General features: G+C 57.2%; 15 protein-coding genes. 7 read left to right on the top strand and 8 right to left on the bottom strand.

Features of this window, described 5'->3' with window-relative positions:
- Positions 1-152: 152 nt before the first annotated feature.
- A complete protein-coding gene (locus BLW21_RS10580; protein WP_092739783.1) occupies positions 153-5,327 on the top strand; it encodes a translocation/assembly module TamB domain-containing protein in 5,175 nt (1,724 codons plus the stop codon).
- A 155-nt stretch (positions 5,328-5,482) separates the two neighbouring features.
- Positions 5,483-7,930, top strand: a complete 2,448-nt coding sequence (tamL, locus tag BLW21_RS10575; protein WP_092739781.1) for a translocation and assembly module lipoprotein TamL — start codon at positions 5,483-5,485, stop codon at positions 7,928-7,930.
- Positions 7,931-8,102: 172 nt separating this feature from the next.
- On the opposite strand, the gene BLW21_RS10570 is transcribed toward tamL, so the two are convergent.
- The 4 genes from BLW21_RS10570 to BLW21_RS10555 all read right to left on the bottom strand — a co-directional run bounded on the left by BLW21_RS10570 (position 8,103) and on the right by BLW21_RS10555 (position 12,835).
- Positions 8,103-10,655, bottom strand: coding sequence for an FdhF/YdeP family oxidoreductase (locus tag BLW21_RS10570; protein WP_092739779.1), 2,553 nt, complete (start codon positions 10,653-10,655; stop codon positions 8,103-8,105).
- A gap of 56 nt (positions 10,656-10,711) precedes the next feature.
- Positions 10,712-11,038 (bottom strand): DUF7009 family protein, encoded by a 327-nt coding sequence (locus BLW21_RS10565; protein WP_092739777.1) that lies wholly within the window; start codon positions 11,036-11,038, stop codon positions 10,712-10,714.
- 178 nt (positions 11,039-11,216) lie between these two features.
- Positions 11,217-12,074 (bottom strand): formate dehydrogenase accessory sulfurtransferase FdhD, encoded by an 858-nt coding sequence (fdhD, locus tag BLW21_RS10560; protein WP_092739775.1) that lies wholly within the window; start codon positions 12,072-12,074, stop codon positions 11,217-11,219.
- Between the two features lie 257 nt (positions 12,075-12,331).
- Complete coding sequence (locus BLW21_RS10555; protein WP_092739773.1) at positions 12,332-12,835, bottom strand: lactoylglutathione lyase family protein; 504 nt, start codon at positions 12,833-12,835, stop codon at positions 12,332-12,334.
- Positions 12,836-12,995: 160 nt separating this feature from the next.
- On the opposite strand from BLW21_RS10555, the gene BLW21_RS10550 reads away from it, so the two are divergent.
- Positions 12,996-13,289, top strand: a complete 294-nt coding sequence (locus tag BLW21_RS10550) for a winged helix-turn-helix transcriptional regulator (RefSeq protein WP_245711869.1) — start codon at positions 12,996-12,998, stop codon at positions 13,287-13,289.
- On the opposite strand, the gene BLW21_RS10545 is transcribed toward BLW21_RS10550, so the two are convergent.
- Entirely contained in the window at positions 13,286-13,711 is a 426-nt protein-coding gene (locus BLW21_RS10545) for a hypothetical protein (RefSeq protein ID WP_139255172.1), read from the bottom strand. The genes BLW21_RS10550 and BLW21_RS10545 overlap by 4 nt on opposite strands.
- 298 nt (positions 13,712-14,009) lie before the next feature.
- Between BLW21_RS10545 and BLW21_RS10540 the strand changes: the two genes are divergently transcribed.
- Positions 14,010-14,411, top strand: a complete 402-nt coding sequence (locus BLW21_RS10540) for a nuclear transport factor 2 family protein (RefSeq protein WP_092739767.1) — start codon at positions 14,010-14,012, stop codon at positions 14,409-14,411.
- Between the two features lie 449 nt (positions 14,412-14,860).
- Here the strand turns inward: BLW21_RS10540 and BLW21_RS21160 are convergent, their stop codons facing one another.
- A complete protein-coding gene (locus tag BLW21_RS21160; protein WP_139255171.1) occupies positions 14,861-17,710 on the bottom strand; it encodes a TrlF family AAA-like ATPase in 2,850 nt (949 codons plus the stop codon).
- Positions 17,711-17,793: 83 nt separating this feature from the next.
- Positions 17,794-20,175: a ribonucleoside-diphosphate reductase subunit alpha gene (locus BLW21_RS10525; protein WP_092739763.1), complete on the bottom strand. Its 2,382-nt coding sequence runs from the start codon at positions 20,173-20,175 to the stop codon at positions 17,794-17,796.
- A 464-nt stretch (positions 20,176-20,639) separates the two neighbouring features.
- Between BLW21_RS10525 and BLW21_RS10520 the strand changes: the two genes are divergently transcribed.
- Entirely contained in the window at positions 20,640-20,921 is a 282-nt protein-coding gene (locus tag BLW21_RS10520; RefSeq protein ID WP_092739761.1) for a GIY-YIG nuclease family protein, read from the top strand.
- A gap of 177 nt (positions 20,922-21,098) precedes the next feature.
- On the opposite strand, the gene BLW21_RS10515 is transcribed toward BLW21_RS10520, so the two are convergent.
- On the bottom strand, positions 21,099-22,061 hold the full coding sequence (locus tag BLW21_RS10515; RefSeq protein ID WP_175470928.1) for a ribonucleoside-diphosphate reductase small subunit: 963 nt from the start codon (positions 22,059-22,061) through the stop codon (positions 21,099-21,101).
- Between the two features lie 452 nt (positions 22,062-22,513).
- Here BLW21_RS10515 and rplU point away from each other — a divergent pair, with 452 nt between their 5' ends.
- A complete protein-coding gene (gene rplU, locus BLW21_RS10510; RefSeq protein WP_092739757.1) occupies positions 22,514-22,819 on the top strand; it encodes a 50S ribosomal protein L21 in 306 nt (101 codons plus the stop codon).
- 111 nt (positions 22,820-22,930) lie between these two features.
- The gene (rpmA, locus tag BLW21_RS10505; RefSeq protein WP_019946837.1) at positions 22,931-23,248 is read left to right on the top strand and encodes a 50S ribosomal protein L27; all 318 of its coding nucleotides are present in this window, start codon (positions 22,931-22,933) and stop codon (positions 23,246-23,248) included.
- Positions 23,249-23,267 lie beyond the last annotated feature (19 nt).

The raw sequence follows: 23,267 nt of genomic DNA, 5'->3' as shown, positions 1-23,267 counted from the left end.
CGGCCAACCTGAAGCGCGGTTTTCCCGTTTGGCTAACTTGCGGTCGGTGACGCAAAGTACCGCACCGTACCGGGGGCTGAAACGCGGCCGGCTATAATACGCTGCGTCAGTCAGGCTTTCCCTTCTTTACTCCGACCTCTACTTCTCGTCTTTTGCCGGTTTACCTGCGTCGCATTTTGTACGCCCTGCTCGGGCTGGTTGGGCTGATTCTCCTGGTGGGAGTCGGCCTGTTTTTGTACGTTCAGACGCCCTCGGGGCAGGATTTTGTGGCCAACCAAGCCCAGAAGTATCTGCGCGACAAGCTGCAGACCGACGTGCGCATTGGCAAGTTTCGCTCCGATTTCCGCAACACTATCAGCTTCGATGACGTGTTTCTGGCCGATCAGCGGGGCGATACGCTCGTGTCGGTGGGCCACCTGGGCGTCAACATCGATATTTTCGCCCTGCTCGATTCCAAAATCAAGGTTAGCAGCCTGGAGTTGAACGACGGCCGCATCGCCATCAGCCGCACCGAGCCCGACAGCATCAGTAACTACGACTTCATTCTCAATGCCTTTGCCACCGGCGACACGGCCACGGTAACCCCGGCCGCTGCCGACACCACCGGCGGCTTTACCTACGACATCGGCGACGCCAAGCTGACCAACATCCTGCTCACTTATAAGGATGCGGTGGATGGCCTCGACCTGCGCACCAAAGTGGGCGCGCTGGCTTTGAGCATGGACGAGGTGGACGTGGACAACTCCATCTATAAGGTGAACGAGGTGGCGCTCAGGAACACGACTATTCAGTTCGTGCAGACCAAGGTGCCACCCGATTCGCCGGCTGATACGGCGGCGCTGGCGTTGCAGTTCGGCCTGCGCAAGGCCCGGCTCGATAACGTGGCCCTTACCTACCGCAACCAGCCCTCGGCCCAGTACATCAGTACCCGCATCGGCGAGGCTGAGGTGACGGCCGACAACATCGACCTGATTAACAGCCGCGTGGCCCTCAACAAGCTCACGCTACGCAACACTACGTTTGCTTACGCCCAGAACGAGGACGTGCCCACCGAACAGCGCGTGGTGAACCCTGCCAAAGCGGTGCGCGACCTCGATGCTTCGGTAAAAAGTGCCACTGGCCAGGAATCGAACTGGGTAGTGAGCCTCAACGAGTCCGATATCAGCGGGGTGGAGGTGGCCTTCGACAACTTCAACGAGCCGCGCCAGCGTACCAAGGTGCGCGGCATGGACTACAATCACCTCAAATTCAGTAACCTCACGCTGAATACCGAGAACCTGCGCTACTCCGAAAACAGCACCACCGGCCGCATTACGCAGCTTGCGGGCCAGGAGCAGAGCGGCTTTGCCGTGACGCGCGCCCAGGCCGACGTGGTGTTCGACTCGACCGAAACCCGCCTCGACAACCTCGACCTCGTAACGCCCCATACCCGCATCCGGCGCACGCTGGCCATGCAGTACAAGAGCCTTGACGCTATTGCCGACGACCTGGCCAACCTGCAGCTGGAGGCCGATTTGCGCGACACCCGCCTCGGCTTCCGCGACATTCTATACTTGGCGCCTGAGCTGATTGACACCCCGCCCTTCACTACCGGCCCCAACCAGTCGGTGCTGCTGAGCGGCAAGGTGGGCGGCCGGGTGGGCGACCTGCGCATTCAGGGCCTGGAGGTAGTGGGCCTGCGCAACACCCAGCTGCTGGCCAGCGGCCGCATTCAGGGCCTGCCCGAAACCGACCGCCGCCTTTACGTCGACCTCGACATTAAAAAGTTCATCACTACCAACGCCGACATCCGGAGCCTGGCTCCCGCCGGTACCATTCCGGCCGGCTACTCGCTGCCGCCGCTTATGCGCGTGAGCGGCACGTTTAAGGGCCGCCCCACGGCGCTGGTGTTCGACACCGACCTGAAAGCCACCACCACCTACGGCAACCTGGCTGCCCAGGTGAACGTGGGCGCCGGCCCCGTCGGCCAGGAGCCGGTACGGGCCGTGTTCAGCACCCAGCAGCTGAACGTGGGCAAGCTGATTGGTGACCCGACCATTGGGACCGTGACGGCCAGCGGCACGCTTAACGGCCGCGGCGGCCTCGACCCCAACCAGCTGCGCGGCCAACTCAACGCCAAGGTCCAGCAGGCTACTTACAATGGCTACACCTACCGCGGTATCGTGGCCAAGGTCGATATCGACCGTAACCGCTACGTGGTGGACGCCAGCAGCAAGGACGACCCCAACCTCAACCTCGACCTGCTGGCCACTATCGACCTGCGCAACGCCTCCAACCCCACCTATACTGTAGACCGGCTGGACTTGCGCGGCGTGAACCTGACAGCGCTGGGCTTTTACACCGGCGGCAACCTAAGCGTGCAGGGCGACCTGCGGGCCAACCTCAGCGGCTCGGACCTGAACACGATCAACGGTACGTTCTCGGGCAGCCGCATTGCCATTGTCAGCGACGGAAAGCCATTTGTGCTCGACTCGGTGAGCGGGCGCATTGTGCAGCGCACGGGCCGCACCGAGGTGGACTTTGCCAGCTCGGTGGCCGACCTGACGCTGCGCGGCAATACCCGCCTCGGCGACATTGCCACGGCCCTGGAGCAGCACATCGACCGCTACTTCAACCTGCCCGGTGTGCAGTACCGGCCTAGCAATACCTACCGGCAGTTCACGTTCGAGGCGCAGGTGAAGGAGCCCAAGGTGTTCAGCGCCTTCGTGCCCGACCTGCAGCAGCTCACGCCCTTCAAGCTGACTGGCGGTTTCGACAGCCGCGAGGCCGACCTGCGCCTCAATACCCGCATTGCCCGCATCAAGTATGCCGGCTACCAGCTCGATTCGCTACGCCTGAATATATCTTCGGACCCGCAGAAGCTCGACTATGCGTTGCGGCTCGACCAGATAAAGCAGGATACCACCCTTAACCTGCCCAACCCCAGCCTGGTAGGCAGCGTGGCCAACAACAAAGTGGGCACCGAGCTGCGCATTGCCCGCAACGACAGCACCGTAAACCTGGACTTGGGGGGCGTGCTGCAGGTGTATGAGCAGGGCGCGGCCTACGGGTTCAGCTTCGACCCTAAGCTCATCCTCAACAACCAGCAATGGGCCGTGCAGCCCAACAATGAGCTGCGCTACAACGTGAACACCGGGGCCATCCGGGCCGAAAACGTGGCCCTGAGCCAGGGCGACCAGCGTATTTCCCTCCAGACGTTACCCGGTGCCGGCTACCCCCTGCAGGCCCAGTTCAGCAACCTCAACCTGAACGCGCTGGCTACCGCCGGTGGCCTCCAGGACTCGCTGGTGGGCGGCACGCTCAATGGTCAGGCCGTCGTAAAGTCGCTGGGCCAGCCCAACATGGGCTTTACGGCCGATGCCAGCCTGCGCGGGCTGGCCTACAGCAAAACCCTTCTCGGCGACCTGGCCCTGAAAGCCAGCAACCCCGCCGCCGACCGCTATAACGTGGACCTGCGCTTGACCGGCGGCCCCAACAACAACGACGTGCGCGTGAGTGGCGACTACCTGGCCAGCGGCGCGCTGGACATGCAGGCCGATGTAGCGCGCTTCGCGCTGGGTACGGTCGAGCCCTTTTCGCTGGGTGAAATCCGCGAAACGACCGGCTACCTCAGCGGCCAGCTGGCTATTGCCGGCACTACGTCGGCGCCTGAAGTGCGTGGTAAGCTCACGACCAACGAGGCCGGCTTCACGCTCAGCCAGCTCGGCGCCCCCTTCACGCTGCCCCGCCAGGACCTGACGTTCGATGAGAAAGGCATCCGGCTCAACGACTTCGTAATTCTGGATTCGCTACGCAACAAAGCCGTGGTCGATGGCTATGTGCTGACCACCAACTTTGTCGATTACGGCTTCCGGCTCGATGCCACGACCGACGACTTTATTGCTGTGCAAAGCACGCAGCGCGACAACCCACTGTTCTGGGGCAAACTCATCGTCGACTCGAAGTCGCGCATCACCGGCGACTTGAACCTGCTGAAGATCCGGACTACGGCCAGCGTCGAGGACGGCTCGAACTTCTTCGTGGCCGTACCCAACGACGAGGCCGACAAGGTGAGCACCGACGGCATCATTGAATTCGTCGACAAAAGTGCCCCCATCGACACCATGCTGCTGCGGCAGCTGGCCCGCCAGGATTCGGCCAAAACGGCCGCCGGCTACGACATTGCCGCCACCATCACGGTTACCGACAAAACGCCCTTCACCGTTATTGTGGATGAGGCGTCGGGCGATAACCTGAAGGTGCGGGCCAACGGTACGCTGGCCACGGCCATCGACCCGGCGGGCAACATCACGCTCACTGGCCGGCTGGCCGTGGAAAGCGGCAGCTACCACCTCTCGCTCTACGACGTAACCGAGCGCGACTTCCAGATTGCCCGGGGCAGCACCATTACCTGGTCGGGCGACCCGTACAATGGCATTGCCGATGTGTCGGCCATTTACGTGGCCAAGGCCGCCCCGGCCGAGTTGCTTTCGGGCCAGGGCAGCGCCGACGAAAGCCTGAAGTCGACGGGCCGCAATGCCCTGCCCTTTAATGTGTACCTGAATGTGGACGGGGCGCTGCTAAAGCCGGCCATCAGCTTCGATATTCAGCTGCCCGAGGATTCGCGCTCTGAGCTGCGCACCCAGATTGAGAACCGCCTGGCCCAGCTGCGCCAGCCCAGCCAGACCGACGAGCTGAACAAGCAGGTATTCTCGCTGCTCGTGCTCAACCGCTTCCTGGCCGAAAATCCCTTTGAAAGCAGCGGGGGCAGCTTCGTGAACGAGCAGCTGCGCGGCAGCGCCAGCCAGGTGCTCACCGAGCAGCTTAACAAGCTCACCGGCTCCTACCTCTCCAACCTGGGCGTGGAGCTGGGCGTGAACTCGCAGGCCGACTTTTCGTCGGGCTCCGAGAAAACCCGTACCGACCTGAACGTGGCCGTGCGCCGCCAGCTGTTCAACGACCGCATCACCGTGCGCCTGGGTACCGACGTGCCGCTGGCGAACGGCAACCAGGCCAGCAACGGCCAGAGCAGCCCGAGCAATTTTGCCGGCGACGTGAGCATCGAGTACGACGTGCTGGCTAACGGCCGGCTGCGGCTGCGCGCCTACCGCAACAACGGCTTCAGCGACATCGACGGCCAGTACGTGCGCAGCGGCGCCTCGCTGATTTACCAGCGCGACTACCAGAACTTCGCCGACCTGTTCAAGGGCATTGATAAAGATGTGAAGCAGCGCAACAAGGAAATCCAGAAGCGCCAGAAGGAGCAGGAAAAAGCTGCTGCCGACTCGGTGAAAACTACCGCCGTTACGCCCCGCCGCGACTCGGCACGGGTGGCCGGCCGAAAATAGTGCTTAGTGCTTGGTTATTGGTGCTTAGGCCGTTCTGGTAAGTCAATTACAGGCAGCGCCACCTAAGCAACAACAAGCAAGCCCTATCACCCAAGCACTAAGCACTACTATTTAAGCACTAAACCCTCGTGCCCCAACTTCAACCTCCCCGCCCCTTGTTCTCCCGCTTTACCCGCTCCGGCCGCCAGCTGGCCGCCGGGCTGCTGCTGGCCGGGCTGGCCGGATGCAGCGGCCTCAAGTTCATCCCCGATGATGCCCGGCTGTACACCGGCAGCACGGTTACGCTCAAGTCGAATACCGGCACCCCGATTCCGAACGAGGCGGCGGTGCAGACCCAGCTGGAAGCCGTGATTTCGCCTCAGCCCAACGCCTCCATTCTGGGCATGCGGCCCAAGCTGTATTTCTGGCACATGGGCGTGGGCAAAACCAAGGGCCTGGGCCACTGGCTGGCCAACAAGTACGGCGAGGCGCCGGTGCTGTTCAGCGAAGTCGATACTGCCCGCGTGGCCGGCCTCATGCTCAACCGCCTCAACAACGACGGCTTTTTCAAGCCCGAAGTGCGCAGCAACAGCAAGCTCGAAGACCGCACGGCGGCCGTCGACTACGAGGCCCGCGTGAACCAGGTGTACCGCATCAAGGAAATCTTCTTCCCGGAGCGCGACACGCTGCTCGACCGCGACATTCGGGCTACCCAGGCCGCTTCGCTGCTGAAAGTGGGCGACCCCTACAACCTGCAGACCTTCGTGAACGAGCGGGTACGCATTGATAACGAGCTCAAAAACCGGGGTTACTACTACTTCGCGCCCGACTACCTGCTCTTCCAGGTGGATAGCACCCTGGATAACCAGCTGAACGTGTACCTGAAGGTGAAGGGCAGCATTCCGGCCAAGGCGGCCCAGCCCTACGTGCTCAACCGCGTGGTGCTCAACACCGACTACACCCTGGAAGATACCACGACCAACAAAACGCCCATCAACTACCGCGGCTACCGTTACTACCCCGACGAGTCGGTGTTTAAGGCCAAGGCCATTACCAACGCCACCTTCCTCTACCCCGACAGCCTGTACCGCCGCCGCCGCGCCGACCAGACGCTGAGCCGCCTGATGAGCCTGGGCACCTTCCGCTTCGTTGATCAGCAGTTCCGCCCCGCCCGCAACAAGCCCGACTCGCTGCAGTACGGCTTTCTGAACGCCATTGTGCGCATGACGCAGGTTCCCAAGAAGTCGTTGCGGGCCGAGCTGCAGATGAACACGTCGAGCCTGTTTGTGGGGCCGGGCGTGGTAGTGCAGTACCGCAACCGCTCGGCGCTGCGCGGAGCCGAACAGCTGCTCATCAACGCCAAGGCCTCCGTCGAAACCGGGCAGGGCACCGCGCTGTCGGGCGTAACGTCCACCCAGTACAGCCTCGATGCCCAACTGCTGGTGCCGCGCCTGATTACGCCGCCCTTCAACTTCCGGCTGATCAACTCCGACTTCCAGCCCCGTACCTTTTTCGAGGCGGGTGTGAAGTACGTGGACCGTACCACCTATTTCCAGCAGCAGGTGTTCAACTTGGGCTACGGCTACACCTGGAAAACCAAGCTCACCAACGAGCAGCGCCTGCAGCCCATCGACCTGCAGTATGTGAGCAGCACCAACGAGCCCGTGTTTGAGCGCCTGCTCGCCACCAAGCCCTTCCTGCGCCAGAGCTTCCGCCAGCAGTTCATTTTGGGCAGCAGCTACACCTATACCTACAACCAGCAGGTGCTGGAGCAGCGCCGCAACCAGATTTTCTTCAGCGGCGGCCTGGAGCTGTCGGGCAATCTGGCCTACCTGCTCAAAAACCTGAGTGGAGCGGCCAAGGAAACCGACGCTGAAACCGGAAAAAGTGCCTACACGCTGCTTAACCGGCCTTTTTCGCAGTATTCCAAGGTGAATCTGGAGCTGCGCGACTACTACCGCACATCCATCAACCCTACCAGCGGCAACAAAATAGTGGGCCGTCTGCAGATTGGCGCCGGCCTGCCCTACCTCAACTCCAGCGTGCTGCCCTACCTCAAGCAGTTCGGCATCGGCGGCCCCAACAGTGTGCGGGCCTTTGCCGCCCGGGGGGTGGGCCCCGGCACCTACCGCGTAGCCGATAATAACTCCGACGCCGGCTTTTATGATCAGGTAGGCGATATTCGCATCGAAGGCAACCTGGAGTATCGCCAGGACCTGTTTCCGTACGTGAAAGGCGCCGTGTTCGTGGACGCGGGCAACATCTGGCTGGTGAACCCCGACCCCGCCCGCGCCACTTACGTCAGCAATGGCGACTCCGAGCCCGGTGCTGAGAACGGGGTGCTCGACGGGCAAAACGGACAGTTTAAAATCAATACGTTCTACAAGCAGCTGGCCGTGGGCGCGGGTGTGGGCTTGCGCATCGACGTGCAGTTTTTCGTCATCCGCCTCGACGCCGCCGTGCCCATCCGCTACCCCTACGCCAACGAGGCAATCAGGGCTCGTAGGAATGCCGATATTCCGATTCCTCCGGGCCTTTCTAACACATTCAAGGCCAGCCCGACAGTTTCCGCCGATGGTTTCGGTAGCGTCCGCCTGAACATCGGTATCGGATACCCGTTTTAATGTTAGCTGTTAGCGGAGAGCTTCCTTTCAGAAGCCCTCGATAATCCAACGAAAAGAAGGCCCCGCACTCAACCGAGTGCGGGGCCTTCTTCGTTTTTCAGCTAACAGCTAACAGCTAACAGCTAACAGCTAACAGCTAACAGCTAACAGCTAACAGCTAACAGCTAACAGCTTAAGCCTGGGCTTCTGCTTCCATCCGTAGCTCTGCCGGGGCGCCGGTGGTTTTGCGGGCCGGTATTACGGTTACGCGCACGTACTTCGAGGTGGGCGTATTGCTCTTCTTTGCCACGCTGCCGATGGGAATGAGTGGGTTGGCCTCGGGGAAATAGGCCGATACGTTGCCGCGCGGGATGTCGTAGGGTACGGCCACGAACTTCTCCACCGTGCGGTCCTGGCCGTTGTAATGGCTGGTGATGTCGATGAGGTCTTTGGCCTTGAGGCCGCGGTCGGCCATGTCCTGCACGTTCATGAACAGCACGCGCCGCTCGTTGTGCACGCCCCGGTAGCGGTCGTTGTAGTCGTAGATGGTGGTGTTGAACTGGTCGTGGCTGCGCACAGTCATCAAAATCAGCTCATCGGCCCCCACCTCGTAGCGCTCCAACTCGGTGGTCGTGAAGTGCGCCATGCCATCCTTGGTCGTGAAGTTCCGGTCGCGGGGACCGTTGGGCAGGTAGAACCCGCCGGGCCGCCGCAGCTTCTCGTTGAAATTCTCGAAGCCCGGAATCACGCGGGCAATATGGTCGCGGATAACGTCGTAGTTCTCCGTCATGGCCACCCAGTCGGCAATGTTGGTTTTCTCGCCTAGCGTGGCAATAGCCACACCACTCAGGATGGCCACTTCGCTCAGCATCTGGCCAGGTAGCGGCGACAGTACGCCCTTGTTCTGGCTTACCACGCCCATCGAGTTTTCGCACGAGGTCATCTGGTGGCCGCTTTTCTGCATATCAATGTCTGCGTGCGTGAAGCAGGGCAGCAACAAGCTGGTTTTGCCCGTAATGAGGTGGCCGCGGTTGAGCTTGGTGCCCACAAACACGGTCAGGTTCTGCTTGCGCATGGCCTCCGCAATGTATTCGGTATCGGGGCCAGCGGCCAGCAGGTTGCCCCCCAGTCCGAAGTACACCTTTACTTCTTCGCGGTGCATGGCCTTAATGGTATCCACTACGTCGAGGCCGTGCGCGGTGGGCGAGGTGAAGTTGAATTCAGCCCCCAGCCGGTCGAGAAAATCCTGCGACATCTGCTCCCAGATGCCCATTGTGCGGTCGCCCTGCACATTGGAGTGCCCTCGCACCGGGCAGGTGCCCGCGCCCGGCTTACCGATGGCGCCCTTCAGCAGCAGCAAGTTCACCAGCTCCTGAATTGTCTGCACGCCCTGGCGCTGCTGCGTCAGGCCCATGGCCCAGCAGATGATAATCTTCTTTTTGGTGGCCAGCAGGTTGGCCGCCTCCAGCAGCTCGGCGCGCGAAACGCCGCTCACCTCCTCAATAACCTCCCAGCTCGTAGCCTTGATGTTGGCAATGGCCGACTCGTAGCCCTCGGTGTACTTGTTGATGAAGTCGAAGTCGAATACCTGGCCGGGGTTGAGCTCCTCGGCGGCCAGCAGGTGCTTCATAATACCGCGCAGCAGGGCCATGTCGCCATCAATGCGCACTTGCAGGTACACGTCGGTAATCACCGTGCCGTTGCCCAGCAGCGCGCCCAGCGCCTTCAGCGGGTTCATGAAATCCTGGGGGTTCTTGAAATGGTTGAGGCCGGCCTCAATCAGCGGGTTCACGCTGATGATTTTGGCTCCGTTCTGCTTGGCCAGCTGCAGGGCGCTCAGCATCCGCGGATGGTTGGTACCCGGGTTCTGGCCGATAATCATAATGACTTCGGCCTCGTGAATGTCGTTGAGTGTAACCGAACCCTTGCCCAGCCCGAGCGTGCTCGACAGGGCCGCGCCGCTGCTTTCGTGGCACATGTTGGAGCAGTCGGGCAGGTTGTTGGTGCCGAACTGCCGCACGAAGAGCTGAAACAGGAAAGCCGGCTCGTTGGGCACCTTGCCCGAGGTGTAAAACGCCGCCTCGTTGGGCGAGGCCAGTGCGTTCAGCTCGGTGGCAATCAGCTGGAAGGCATCGGCCCACTCGATGGGCTTGTAGTGGTTGTCGCCGGGGCGCAGTACCAGGGGGTGGGTGAGGCGGCCGGCGTTGTTCTGGTCGCGGTCGGTCATCTTCGAGAGCTGGGCCAGGCTGTGGCGGGCGAAGAACTCAGGTCCGCAGGCTTTGTCGTCGGCGTCGGAGGCAGTGGCCTTGGCGCCGTTCTCGCAGAACTCGGCCACCGAGCGGTGATGGTCGGGGTCGGGCCAGGCGCAGCTCGAGCAGTCGAAACCGTCCTTCTGGTTCATGTTCAGCAGGCCGCGGGTGCCACGGTCGAGGCCTCCCTCACTCCAGCTAAACGACATACTTTTAATAACGGCCGTTACCCCGGCCGCCACCGTCTGGCGGGGTTCCAGGTGCAGGCCCGTCAGCCCCTCGGGCGGCTGCGCCAGAATGGGATACTTGTACTTGGCGTTGGCTACGTCGGGCGCTTTAATGGGGTCGGGCACGTTGTTGCGGTTAGTGGGGTCGTAGTTGTCGGCTACCGGGGCCTGGCCCTGATCGGGCCGCTCGCCGCTTTTAGGCGCGTTATCGGCCTTTTGCTCGTTGGTCTGGCCGGCTTTTCCGGGGTCAGTGGCGGGAGAATTTTCCATAGAAAGGCGAATAGCAAAAGTGGGATGGGTGGGTAAGCCGGACCGTAGCGGCGCAATCAGTGCGCGCAGCCCAGGTCCTTCTCTACCAAGATAAGCAGGAATTGGTTTTCAGCTACTTCTAGTTTCGTGCGCAGACTGATTTCATCCGACTCCGCCCAGGCCATAGCCTGCGCCGCCGGCACCAGCACCCGGATGCGGCCCGGTTCCTGGCGCACCGTCAGCGTCGGCACGTCGGCATCCCGTTCCAGCGAATACCGCAGCTGCCCGCCGTCGCCCGGCCCCAGCGGCACGGCCGTTTCCAGCCGCCCGGTGGCGGTAAATTCGGTTACCTCCTCCGGATCCAGGCGCAGGCGGATGGAGGTTTCATCGAGGCGGAGTTTCATGGGCGGGTGGGGGTTTGGGGTGGGAAGTTGATGTTGTTCTGCTGGCGCACCCCACCCCCGGCCCCTCCCCTCCGGGAGAGGGGTGCGTTCAAAGCATAAGATGTTCAGATTCATACAACCCGTGTCTGGCACCCCTCTCCCAGAGGGGAGGGGCCGGGGGTGGGGTTCCACGTCAGGGTCACCCTATCCGCTCGGGGTGGGTATAGATGTTGAACCGCTGCTGGCGCACGAAGCCGCAGAGCGTGAGGCCGAAGTCGCGGGCGGCGGAAACGGCCAGCGAGGAGGGCGCGCCCACGGCGGCCATCACGGGGATGCCGGCCACGGCCGCCTTCTGCACCAGCTCGAACGAGGCCCGGCCGCTCACCAGCAGCACCGCCTGGTGCAGCGGCAGCTGGCCGGCAAGCAGCGCGGCCCCGATTACCTTGTCGAGGGCGTTGTGGCGGCCTACGTCTTCGCGGAGCAACAGCAGCTCGCCGCTGGCCGAAAACAGGGCCGCCGCGTGCAGGCCGCCGGTTTGCTCGAACAGCTCCTGGGCCTGGCGCTGGCGCTCTGGCAACTGATGAATCACGTCGATGGGCACCTGTACCGTGCCCATGGGCAGGCGCGGGCAGCCGGCGGCGTGCACGGCGGCAATGCTGGTTTTGCCGCACACCCCGCAACTGCTGCTGGTGTAGAAGTGGCGCTCCAGCCGCGGCAAATCGGGCTGCACGCTGGGGGCCAGCTCGGCCCGCACTACGTTTTCGCGCTCCTCATCTTTGGTTACGTCGGGGCAGTAGAGGATGCCCTGCAAGTCCTGGGGGCCCGTTAGCAGGCCTTCGGTGAGCAGGAAGCCGGCGGCCAGCTCGAAATCGTGGCCGGGCGTGCGCATGGTGATGGCCAGCGTGCGGTGCTCGCGCTGCCCCACGGGCCCAAAGCCCACCCGAATTTCGAGCGGCTCCTCGGCGGCCAGCACATCGGTGGCGTCCTGCACCTGCTCGCCGCGCACCTGCCGCACGGTGGCGTATTCGTAGCTGGTGGGCGGGAGCAGGGCTTTCATGGCGCAGGAAGTAAGTGGGAGCGTAGAGAAACCAACATACGGCTTTCCCTTATGTTCCGCCGCTTAGCCGAACGAAAAGCGCCGCCCCCACTCAACGGAGCAAGGGCGGCGGGTTCGGAAGCTGTTGGAGGCACTGCTGGCCTCGTTGCTGCGGCTCGAAAAGCTCCTGCAACCGCTGCCGAAAGCCCGAAACAAACGCCTGACTAGCGGCGGGCTGGTCTGGTACTTTAGTTCTGGCTGGCCGGCCACTGGGCGGGTTAGCCGGTGTAAGCGCCCGAGGAGTAGGTCAGTTCGTAGCTGTGGGTGTAAATCTCGAAGACGATGCCGAAGGGGTCTTCCACGTAGCACATGCGGTAGGGCTTCTCGTGAGGATAGTAGGCGCGGATGGGCATGCGCTGCCTGCCGCCCGCGGCCACAATCTTTTCTACCAGCCCCTCAATGTCGGGGTCCTGAATGCAGAAGTGAAACAGGCCGGTGTTGAAGGGCTGGAATTCCGGCGCTTCCTTGCGGCCCTGGGCAAACGAGAACAGTTCGATGCCGATGCGGTCGGCGGTGGCGAGGTGGGCAATCTGGAACTGCCCCCAGCCCTCCCCGAACACATCGAGGCACATCTGGCCGATGGCGGTGTCCATTTCCTCGGTCACGACGCTGGGCTCCATCACGAGGTACCAGCCCAGCACGTTGGTGTAGAAATCCACCGCGGCCTGCATGTCGGGGACGGTGATGCCGATGTGGGAAAATGCTTTAGGGTAAGGCTGCATAAGATACGGGGTTGAATGAGCAGGCAAAATTGGGCTATATTGGCGCTAAGCGCAAGTACTTACTCCAAAGTGCTATACTAGCGAAAAAGAGTAAAATAATGATTGTCAAGCGAAAAGAATTAAGTTGATGCAAGAAGTTTCCTGTCCTCTGCACCGTACCATGGACCTGATCGGGACGAAGTGGAAGCCGCTGCTGCTGTTTCATCTGCTGCCGGGGCCGTTGCGCTCCGGCGTGCTGCAACGCACCGTGCCGGCCATATCCAACAAGATGTTCACGCAGACCATGCGGGAGCTGGAGCGCGACCAACTCCTCCTCCGCACAGTGCATCCGGTGGTGCCGCCCCACGTCGAGTACGCCCTCACCGAACGGGGCCGCTCCCTGGAACCCATCCTGCGCGCCCTCGACCACTGGGGCCAGCAGTTGCCGGCCGTGGACAATAAGTCCGGCAGCTAACCCGGCAACGCATTCGGGCGGGCCACCTGCCGATACACCCCTGGGGCCGTCACGAACACGAACAAGCCGAACAGCGCCTGCTCTAACAAACTCAGCGGCACCAGCCCCGCTACCGGCGGCCCAAAGTAGCCCGCCGCGTATACGTAGCTGTTCACGCTGATATCAACCACCATAATGGCTACGGCCAGCGGTAGGCCCAGGCGCGGCCGCCACCACACCAGCACCGCCGCCAAGGGGTCAAGCAGCGTCAGCGCATCCCAAAATACCCCAATGCCAACTGGTACCGGCGCGGCCAGCAGCCCCCGCCGCAGGATGCCCGCTGCGTGGGTGTATGTGCCAATCAGGAAGCACGCGGAGTAGATGGCCAGCACCACCCGAACGGACCAGGCGTAAGACGGAGCAGACGTAGTTCGGGAGCGCACGGCGGCAAGGTAGCGGCAATGGCCCAGACTACGGGCTGCGGTGCGGGCTTGCCGCGTTGCAGCAGGGCAGGTATAATTGCTACACCATGGCTGGTTGCGCGTTGCGCTGCACTAAACCCGTGCCCGGTGGGGGCAAATAAAACCGGCTGGCGAGGTGGTAAAAAGGTCGGGCCGGCCAAGTATCGAATACTACAAAGCGAGTGGCCCTAAAGTGGTAGTTTTACCGGGCGGCCTCCAGCGGCGGCTCCTCCAGCGGCGGCTTATATGTCGTTCTTTTTTTCCTCCTCGTTTTTTTGCTATGTCTACCCCGCTTGCTGTTGTTCAGGAATATTTCGCCCTGGTCGATGCGTTTGAAACCAAGGCGGCCGCTTATGCCGCCGTGCTGCACCCCGACGTCGTGCAGACCGAGTACCCCAACGGCCTCTACCGAACCACCCAGACCCGCTCGCTCACCGGCATCCTGGACAACCTGCGCCTGGGCCGCGAGCTGCTGGAGCAACCCCACTTCGAGGTGCACCACACGCGGCTCTGCGACGATGGCAGCGTGCACGTAGAGGGCCAGTGGCAGGCCACGGCCACCAGTGATGCCGGCCCGCTGCTGCGCGGCCAGCGCGTCAGTGCCCACCTCTGCCTCATCTTCGAATTCAAAGACGGCCTGATTTTCCGGCAGCGCCGCTACCCCTGCTACGAAATCCTGTAGCCCCACCGCGGCACCCAGCACCCCGGGCCCGCCTGACACCACTGGTGCCGGGCGGGCTCGTTTCGTGCCACTCTCTCCCGCGTAGCTCCTTAACTGCCCGGGAGTCTTCTACAGATTGGAATCAGCCTCCCCGGCTCCCACCGTGCAGCAAACCGAATGGTTCGGTGCTTCGGCGGCTTCTTAGGTCTACCACTGGCGCACGAGTAGAGAAGCGTAATTCTTGCTGGGTAAAAGAAACCTTGAAAGGTAGCTTCTCGTACTGTTACCTCCACTCCACAAACTAGCTCGTTAGTAACATGGACATGTGGCGAAATTGGTAAACGCGCCAACTTGCCAAGTTGGTCCCTACGGGGTTACGGGTTCGAGTCCCGTCTTGAGTTTTCGCCTATAAGTAGGCTTAGGTATATAAAAATAGAGGCCGCTCATGAGCGGCCTCTATTTTTATATACCTAAATCAGAAACCCATATTTTGCCTCTCTTTTTTCAAAGGCCTCTTGCCCACCCTCTAATATTTCACAAACATGTTCACGAATACCCATCTGGTAAAGTATTCCTTTGCAAGATTCGTTTTTTTGAAAGTGATGTTCTAATGCTCCTGATACATATTCAAATTTAAATTTATTATTTTCTTTTTTATTTTGGCCTGCTTGGCTTGCAACAATCACTAATTCTGCATCCGTTGCAACGACTAAGTTGGCGTTATGCGTTACCATTATTATTTGCCTTTGTACCTTTCTCTTCTTTAAAAAATCTTTCAATTCGTTGTATATAGTTCTGTAGTCGAGATTGTCTTCAGGCTGGTCTATTAATATTGGTGATTTTTCATTTTTCAAGGATAAAAAAAGCTTTAATAATATTAGTCCCTTTTTGCCTGGAGACATCCTGCCTATATCGTCACCATCTTGTTCAATAGTAAATGTAAGCTCGAAATAGTCTTGAAATAAACCCTTTATAGCATCTTCATTAATATTGGAATTTTTGAATTTTACTTTACTATTGTATTCTGTGTCTATCAGGATATCAAAACATTTGTCAATAAATTCAATGTGTGTTTCATCCTCATAAGTATAAATGTCGTTATTCTCAAATATTGTCTTGCCATCGTAATTAAACAAATTTGCAAAAGATGTTGTTTTTAAATTAAATAGATTAATAAATTTATCCCAAAATACATCCTTATTAAAGTTGTATTTAGCAATTAGTCTGATGCCATCATCGTCTACAACATTTCTATATTCATTATTTATCTTGTCAACTATATTTTTATATTCGTTTCTTAAATCAGTATAATTATCAAGTAATAATTTCTTGCTTTCATTGATTTTATTTAAATATAATTGTACTGATTTCGCTTTGTTGTCTATTCGCTCAATTTCAAACTGAAATCTATTTAGCTCGATAGTTAACTCGGTCGTTTTAGATTGATTGCCAATCTTTTCCGCTAAAGGCGCTTGGTTAGCTAAGTTAAGCGCTAGATCATTTTTTAAAATTGTTATACGTTCTTTTATTTCTGTTCTTTTTGTAAATGTATTATATATTTCCTCCAAATAAGGCAATGTAATTAGGTTTATATTTTCTACTGTTTCGTCAACTGTCGAATGTGAATCTTCCTGTAGTTTAGATTTAAGTTCAAGAGCATTGGACTTAAGTTTGTCAAGTAAATTCACAGTATGATTTGTGTGATAGTCAAGAAGGTCTTCTATTACATTTGCAAGAGCATTCTTCTCCTTTATTTCTGCCGCAATATCCTGTTCATTTGATTTTAAATTTATAAACTCTGTTTGTTGATCGTCTGATAAAGTGGAAGCCTTTCTAATATTATCAATCTGAAGCTTTATAAATTCAAGTTCCGTTATCTTGGCCTGCCTGTCGCCTAAGCTGTTTAACTCGTTTTTGTCCTCAGCTAAGGACTTGTAATCATTCATTAGTGATATTATCACTGTTTCTATTCCTACAGTCTTATCTCGACGTTTGTTGATATGGCTATTATAATGTTGATTGAATTCTGGTTTCTCTCTTAGTGTTTTAAGGATTATTTCATTGAACTGAGTTTTATTGTCCTTTAACATAGTTTCTATATAAAGCTGTGGTATGAACGTGACTTGCCTACTTTTGTCTTGTTGCTTGTCACTGAGTAGATATATCTCGCCATCGCCCCATTCTACTTGAAAATCAATATCAGGTATGTCGTATATGGATTTGCTGCCTGGATCAATGGTGCTATTTATATAATCTAATAATAAAGATTTTCCTGTAGACTTCCCGCCTATAATAGTTGTTAAATTTTGATTAATATTTATCTCTTCATTAATAAAATATTTTGACGAGCTTTGGTCTATAAATTTTATACGTTTTATATATTCTGATTTGTGTTTTTCTTCTGGTTTATCAGTTTGTATTTTTATTCTATCCCCTGGTTCATGAACAATTTGCTTTAATCCTTCAAAAGTAGGAGTAGCTTTAATCCAGCAGAAACGATCCTTAGATGGCTTGCCGATCCTCTCTAAGCTATGTGCATCAGAACCATGTATACACGGCTTTAACTTTCCATAGTCTTGAATTATTTTGTCTGCAGTATGATGCTCATTCTCCCCTAAAAAGAATATAGAGTCTTTTGGGTTTCCTGAAAATATAATATCTGAAGAGTAAAGAATGTCTTTTTTTATTAATGAAAAGGCACTTGCGTCTTCCGTGTCTTTTAGTCCACTAATTCCGTCATTTGATCCATTGGCAACTCCGATTAATGCATGTGAACGCAATTCTTTATCCTTATAAAATATATCATTAAGTGCAGCTATAGATACGTCAAATTGATTGATGCCTTGAAGCCAAGCAGAGTGGTCGCTGTCGGTTTCTTCTACTTTTCGACCTAATTTTATTAAATCCTCTTTTATGCATCTATAAATTTTTCCTTGAAAATTAAACTCTAAGCGACTAAAAAAAGATGAATCTAATTGAGGTACTATATCTGGTGAAAATATTATATGTGCATTTATTTTACTTCCCTTTATTGTTCCCTGAGATAGTCTCAATTCTACGTTCGGTAGGATGAGGTCAATATTATTTAAGTTGCCGTCACTTTTGTACTTAGCTACTCGCTTGTAATCCTCGATACAGAAATAGTCAGTAATTCCTATTGCTCTGAATTCCTGGAGTTTAGATAACTCTTCAAAGTATTTAGTCCAGCCATCGTCTGTATTTCCTGCAGAAAAATTGTTGTTCTTCTTTGTGCCTGGCGCATGAACATGTAAGTCCCATTTTGCCCACGTTGAACCCTCTTCGTATTTATTATATGACATTGGAATTTCTATTATTAAAGAAAAAGGGAGGCAATATATTTATCGCCTCCCTCTTCATACAATGTTAGTGGACTGATTAAATCTTACGAACCGCAAGCCTCGCAGCCTTCCGGATCGTCCAGGGAGCAGGCCATGTCGGAGGCGTTCTGGGCCACGGCGTTGAGCGGCTCCAGGGTCTCGGCGGCTTGCTTCTGCACCGTGAACTTGATGGCGTCGGCGGCGGCTTTGGTGCGCAGGTAGTACATGCCCGTTTTCAGGCCCTTCTTCCAGCTGTGGAAGTGCATGCTCGTGAGCTTGCCGAAGTTCACGTTCAGCACGTGCAGGTTCAGGCTCTGGCTCTGGCAGATGAACGCGCCCCGGTCGGCCGACATATCGATGATGCGGCGCTGGGAAATCTCCCACACCGTTTTATACAGGTCCTTGATGTTCTGCGGGATGCTCGGAATGTCCTGCACCGAGCCGTTGGCGGCAATGATGGCCGTCTTCATCTGCTCGTTCCAGAGGCCGAGCTTGATGAGGTCCTTGAGCAGGTGCTTGTTCACCACCATGAACTCGCCGCTGAGCACCCGGCGCACGTAAATGTTGCTCGTGTAGGGCTCAAACGACTCGTTGTTGCCCAGAATCTGGGCGGTGCTGGCCGTGGGCATGGGGGCCACCAGCAGCGAGTTGCGCGCGCCGTGCTCCATTACCTGCGCCCGCAGCGTGTCCCAGTCCCAGCGGCCCGAGTCGGGCGTAACGCCCCAGAGGTCGAACTGGAACTTGCCCTGGCTCAGGGGCGAGCCGGGGAAGGTTTCGTAGGCCCCGTCGCGCTGGGCCAGGTCCTTGGAGGCCGTCATGGCCGCGAAGTAGAGCGTCTCGAAGATGTCCTTGTTCAGGCCGCTGGCTTCGTCGCTCTCGAAGGGCATGCGCAGGGCAATGAACGTATCGGCCAGCCCCTGCACGCCCAGCCCGATGGGGCGGTGGCGGCGGTTGCTGCGCTCGGCCTCGGGCACGGGGTAGTAGTTGATGTCGATGACCTTGTTGAGGTTCAGCGTGGCGTGGTAGGTTACCTCGTAGAGCTTCTGGTGGTCGAAGAACAGGTTACCGGCCTCGTCGGGGCGCACGTAGCGGGGGAGGGCCAGCGAGGCGAGGTTGCAGACCGCAATTTCGTGCTCGTCGGTGTACTCCATAATCTCGGTGCAGAGGTTGGAGCTCTTGATGGTGCCCAGGTTCTGCTGGTTGCTCTTGCCGTTGGCGGCGTCCTTGAACAGCATGTAGGGCGTGCCGGTCTCGGTCTGGCTTTCCAGAATGGCGAACCACAGCTCCTGGGCCTTGATGGTTTTGCGGCCCTTGCCTTCGCGCTCGTACTTGAGGTAGAGCTTCTCGAACTCGGCGCCGTGGCTGGTGTCGAGGCCCGGGCACTCGTGGGGGCACATCAGCGTCCAGTCGCCGTTGGCTTCCACGCGCTTCATGAACAGGTCGGGCGTCCAGAGGGCGAAAAACAGGTCGCGGGCGCGCATCTCTTCCTTGCCGTGGTTCTTTTTCAGATCCAGGAAGTCGAAGATGTCGGCGTGCCAGGGCTCCAGGTAAATGGCGAAAGCGCCCTTGCGCTTGCCGCCCCCCTGGTCCACGTAGCGGGCCGTGTCGTTGAACACCTTGAGCATGGGCACGAGGCCGTTGGAGGTACCGTTGGTGCCTTTGATGTAGGTGCCGGTGGCGCGCACGTTGTGCACGGCCAGCCCGATGCCGCCGGCGCTCTGCGAAATCAGGGCGCAGTTCTTCAGCGTGTCGTAAATGCCGTCGATGGAGTCGTCCTTCATCGTGAGCAAAAAGCAGGAGCTGAGCTGGGGCTTGGGCGTGCCGGCGTTGAAGAGCGTGGGCGTGGCGTGGGTGAACCACCGCTCGCTCATCAGCTCGTAGGTTTCGATGGCGGCGGCAATGTCTTCCTTGTGAATGCCCACGGCCACGCGCATCAGCATGTGCTGGGGCCGCTCGACCACCTTGCCATCAAGGCGCAGCAGGTAGCTGCGCTCCAGCGTTTTAAAGCCGAAGTAGTCGTAGTTGTAGTCGCGGTCGTAAATAATGGCCGAGTCGAGGGTGGCGGCGTGCTGGTGCACGATTTCCCACACGTCCTGGGCCACGAGCGAGGCGTTTTCGCCCGTCTTGGGGTCCTCGTAGGTGTGCAGCCGCTTCATGGTGCTGCTGAACGACTTGCTGGTCACCTTGTGCAGGTTGCTCACGGCAATGCGGGCGGCCAGGATGGCGTAGTCGGGGTGCTTGGTGGTGAGCGAGGCGGCCGTTTCGGCGGCCAGGTTGTCGAGCTCGATGGTCGTCACGCCATCGTAAATGCCGTCAATCACCTTCTTGGCCACCTCAATCGGCGACACGAAGTTCATGTTCAGGCCGTAGCAAAGCTTCTCGATGCGGGCCGTAACCTTGTCGAACTTCACAGATTCGCGGCGGCCGTCGCGCTTGAGTACCAACATAAGCGTACTGGTTGAGGTGTTGAGGGAGTAGAAAGAGGCCCCGGCTACCCGTTACAAGCGGCTAGCCGAGGCGAAGAATCAGATGGAGCCAGCCCGGCGAGGTATCCGGACGCAGGCATTGATACCGGAAGATATTCCTATCTGTTGGCTAGGACAAACCTTCTTTTCAGAAGTTTTCCACATAAGCCTAAAACGGTGCAGTTCAGCGGGTTTTTTAGAATTTGCCGACTGCTATATAGCGTTGCCAGCCGCGCAAAATGAAGTTGGCGGATTGGCGGGGAAGTGGTATTGGCGGGGAGAGACGCCGAGCAAAAAGAACGGTCATCCTGAGCGGAGCGAAGGATCCTTCCACGTTGCAACGACAATCGTTGGTGCGACTGGTTGCAACGTGACAGGATCCTTCGCTCCGCTCAGGATGACGGGCTTTTTTGGCTATTTTTCTATCCCGATAGACACGCTGCTCCATGCCTTACTACGTCTATATCACCACGAATCCTAGCCGTCAGGTTCTCTACATTGGGGTCACGCGTAACCTTGCCACACGGATGGCGCAGCACTACCAGAATCGGGGCACTGCCCAGACGTTTGCCGGACGTTACTTCTGTTATCACCTGCTCTATTTCGAAGACTACCCCACGAGCACCGCGGCAATTGCCCGCGAAAAAGAATTGAAGGGCTGGACGAGGGTAAAAAAGGAGGCATTAATCGCCGTGCAGAATCCGCAGTGGGAGTTTCTGAAAGTGTGAAAAGGCTTCGTTGATTTCCTGAAAAACAGCCCGTCAGAACGCCAAAAAAAACAGTCATCCTGAGCGGAGCGAAGGATCCTCTCACGTTGCAACGAGTCGTCTCAACGATTGTCGTGCTAACGTGACAGGATCCTTCGCTCCGCTCAGGATGACCGTTTTTTTTGGCGTTCTGACTGGTTAAAAATCCTCGTCCAGCGAGAAGGCGTTTTCGGTCCGCTCGCTCATCACGCCGGCCTTCTGGTACTCGGCCACGCGCTTCTCGAAGAAGTTGGTTTTGCCCTGCAGCGAAATCATCTCCATGAAATCGAAGGGGTTGGTGGCGTTGTAGATGCGGCTGTAGCCCAACGATTCGAGCAGGCGGTCGGCCACAAACTCGATGTACTGATTCATGCTTTTGGCGTTCATGCCAATCAGGTTCACGGGCAGCGCATCAGTCACGAACTCCTGCTCGATGCTCACCGCATCGCGGATGATTTCCTGTACCCGGGCCTCGGGCAGTTTGTTCTGCAGGTGGTCTTTGTAAAGCAGGCAGGCGAAGTCGCAGTGCAGGCCCTCGTCACGCGAAATCAGTTCGTTGCTGAAGGTGAGGCCGGGCATGAGGCCCCGCTTTTTCAGCCAGAAAATAGAGCAGAACGAGCCCGAGAAGAAGATGCCCTCCACGGCCGCAAAGGCAATGAGGCGCTCAGTGAAATTCTCCGAGTTGATCCACTTGATAGCCCAGTCGCCTTTTTTCTTCACGCAGGGTACCGTTTCGAGGGCGTTGAAGAGGTAATCCTTCTGCTTGGGGTCCTTGATGTAGGTGTCAATCAGCAGCGAGTAGGTCTCGGAGTGGATGTTTTCCATCATCACCTGGAAGCCGTAGAAGCAACGGGCCTCGGCCATCTGCACTTCCTGCATAAAGTTGATGGCCAGGTTTTCGTTCACGATACCGTCGGAGGCCGCGAAGAAGGCCAGCACGTGCGAAATGAAGTGCCGCTCGCCGTCGTTGAGGTTGTCCCAGTCCTTCTGGTCCTGGCTCAGGTCAATTTCTTCGGCCGTCCAGAACGAGGCCTCAGCCTTCTTGTAGAACTGCCACACGTCGTCGTGCTGAATCGGAAAAAGAACGAAACGGTTGGGATTTTCGGTGAGTAGGGGTTCCATGCAGGTAGAAATAAAGCGCGAAAAACAAAGTGAAGAAACACCCCGGCGAGGGGCTTTGCTAACCCGGCCCGGCGGCCTTTGTTTAGTTATCGGACGAAGCCGGCCGAAGTCAAAGATAGCCCCCGCGACCGGGAAGCACTACCGCAGTACCTTGTTTTTTCTGCGTTATATTTTACGTATGCCGCTAAGCTGATGCGCCTTGCCATGGTTTGGCGCCCAGGTAGTTGTTACGTATGCGAAATTGTCAAAACATAAAAGTTATCCACATTCTAACTGTGGATAATGATAGTTATCCACAAAAAGTTATTCGCGTACCCGCCGGTGCGTTCCTTGAAGAATGCCTTCTGAGGGCAATCCGGATAGGTACTCTGCTATTTAGTTAGTTAGAGTTTGGATATATGAAACGTTACGGGTACTTTTGCCTTCCAATTTTCAGAAACGCCAAGACGCCGATGTACGCAATTGTCAACATAGCCGGGAAGCAGACCAAGGTCGAAGCCAATAAATTTGTATACGCCCACCGTTTGGCTGGCAACGTCGGCGACGAGGTGCAGCTGGGCAAGGCTCTGCTAACCGATGATAACGGAACGCTTACCATCGGTTCGCCGCTGCTGGACGTAGCCGTAACCGGCACCATTCTCGCCCACGTAAAGGGTGACAAGGTGCTCGTATTCAAGAAGAAGCGCCGTAAGGGCTATAAGAAGCTGAACGGCCACCGTCAGCAGTTTACCAAAGTAATGATCAACAGCATCGGCTAGTTGAACAAGCTGTTAGCTGATAGCCGTTAGCTGTTAGCTTTCCGTTCAACTGGTTTGCTCGTTTCACAAAAAGCTAATAGCTAACCGCTATCAGCTAACAGCTCCAAAAAAATGGCACATAAGAAAGGCGTAGGTAGCTCCAACAACGGCCGCGAATCGGAATCCAAGCGCTTGGGCGTGAAGATCTTCGGCGGTCAGTCCATCATTTCCGGCAACATCATCGTGCGTCAGCGCGGTACCAAGCACCACCCCGGCCAGAACGTGGGTATGGGCAAGGACCACACCCTGTTCGCCATGATCGACGGCACGGTGCAGTTCCGCAAGGGCCGCAAAGACCGCTCGTTCGTGTCGGTAGTAGCCGGCGACGTAGTTGCCTCGGAGGTGCACACCTCGGCTCCCGCTTCGGCCGAAGCCCACGACAACGCATAGTTTTTGAGCCGTTAGCTGC

Source organism: Hymenobacter psychrophilus, assembly GCF_900107135.1.
GTDB lineage: Bacteria > Bacteroidota > Bacteroidia > Cytophagales > Hymenobacteraceae > Hymenobacter > Hymenobacter psychrophilus.
Note: the sequence above shows the minus strand (reverse complement) of the source record. Positions and strands in the feature narration are given on the sequence as shown.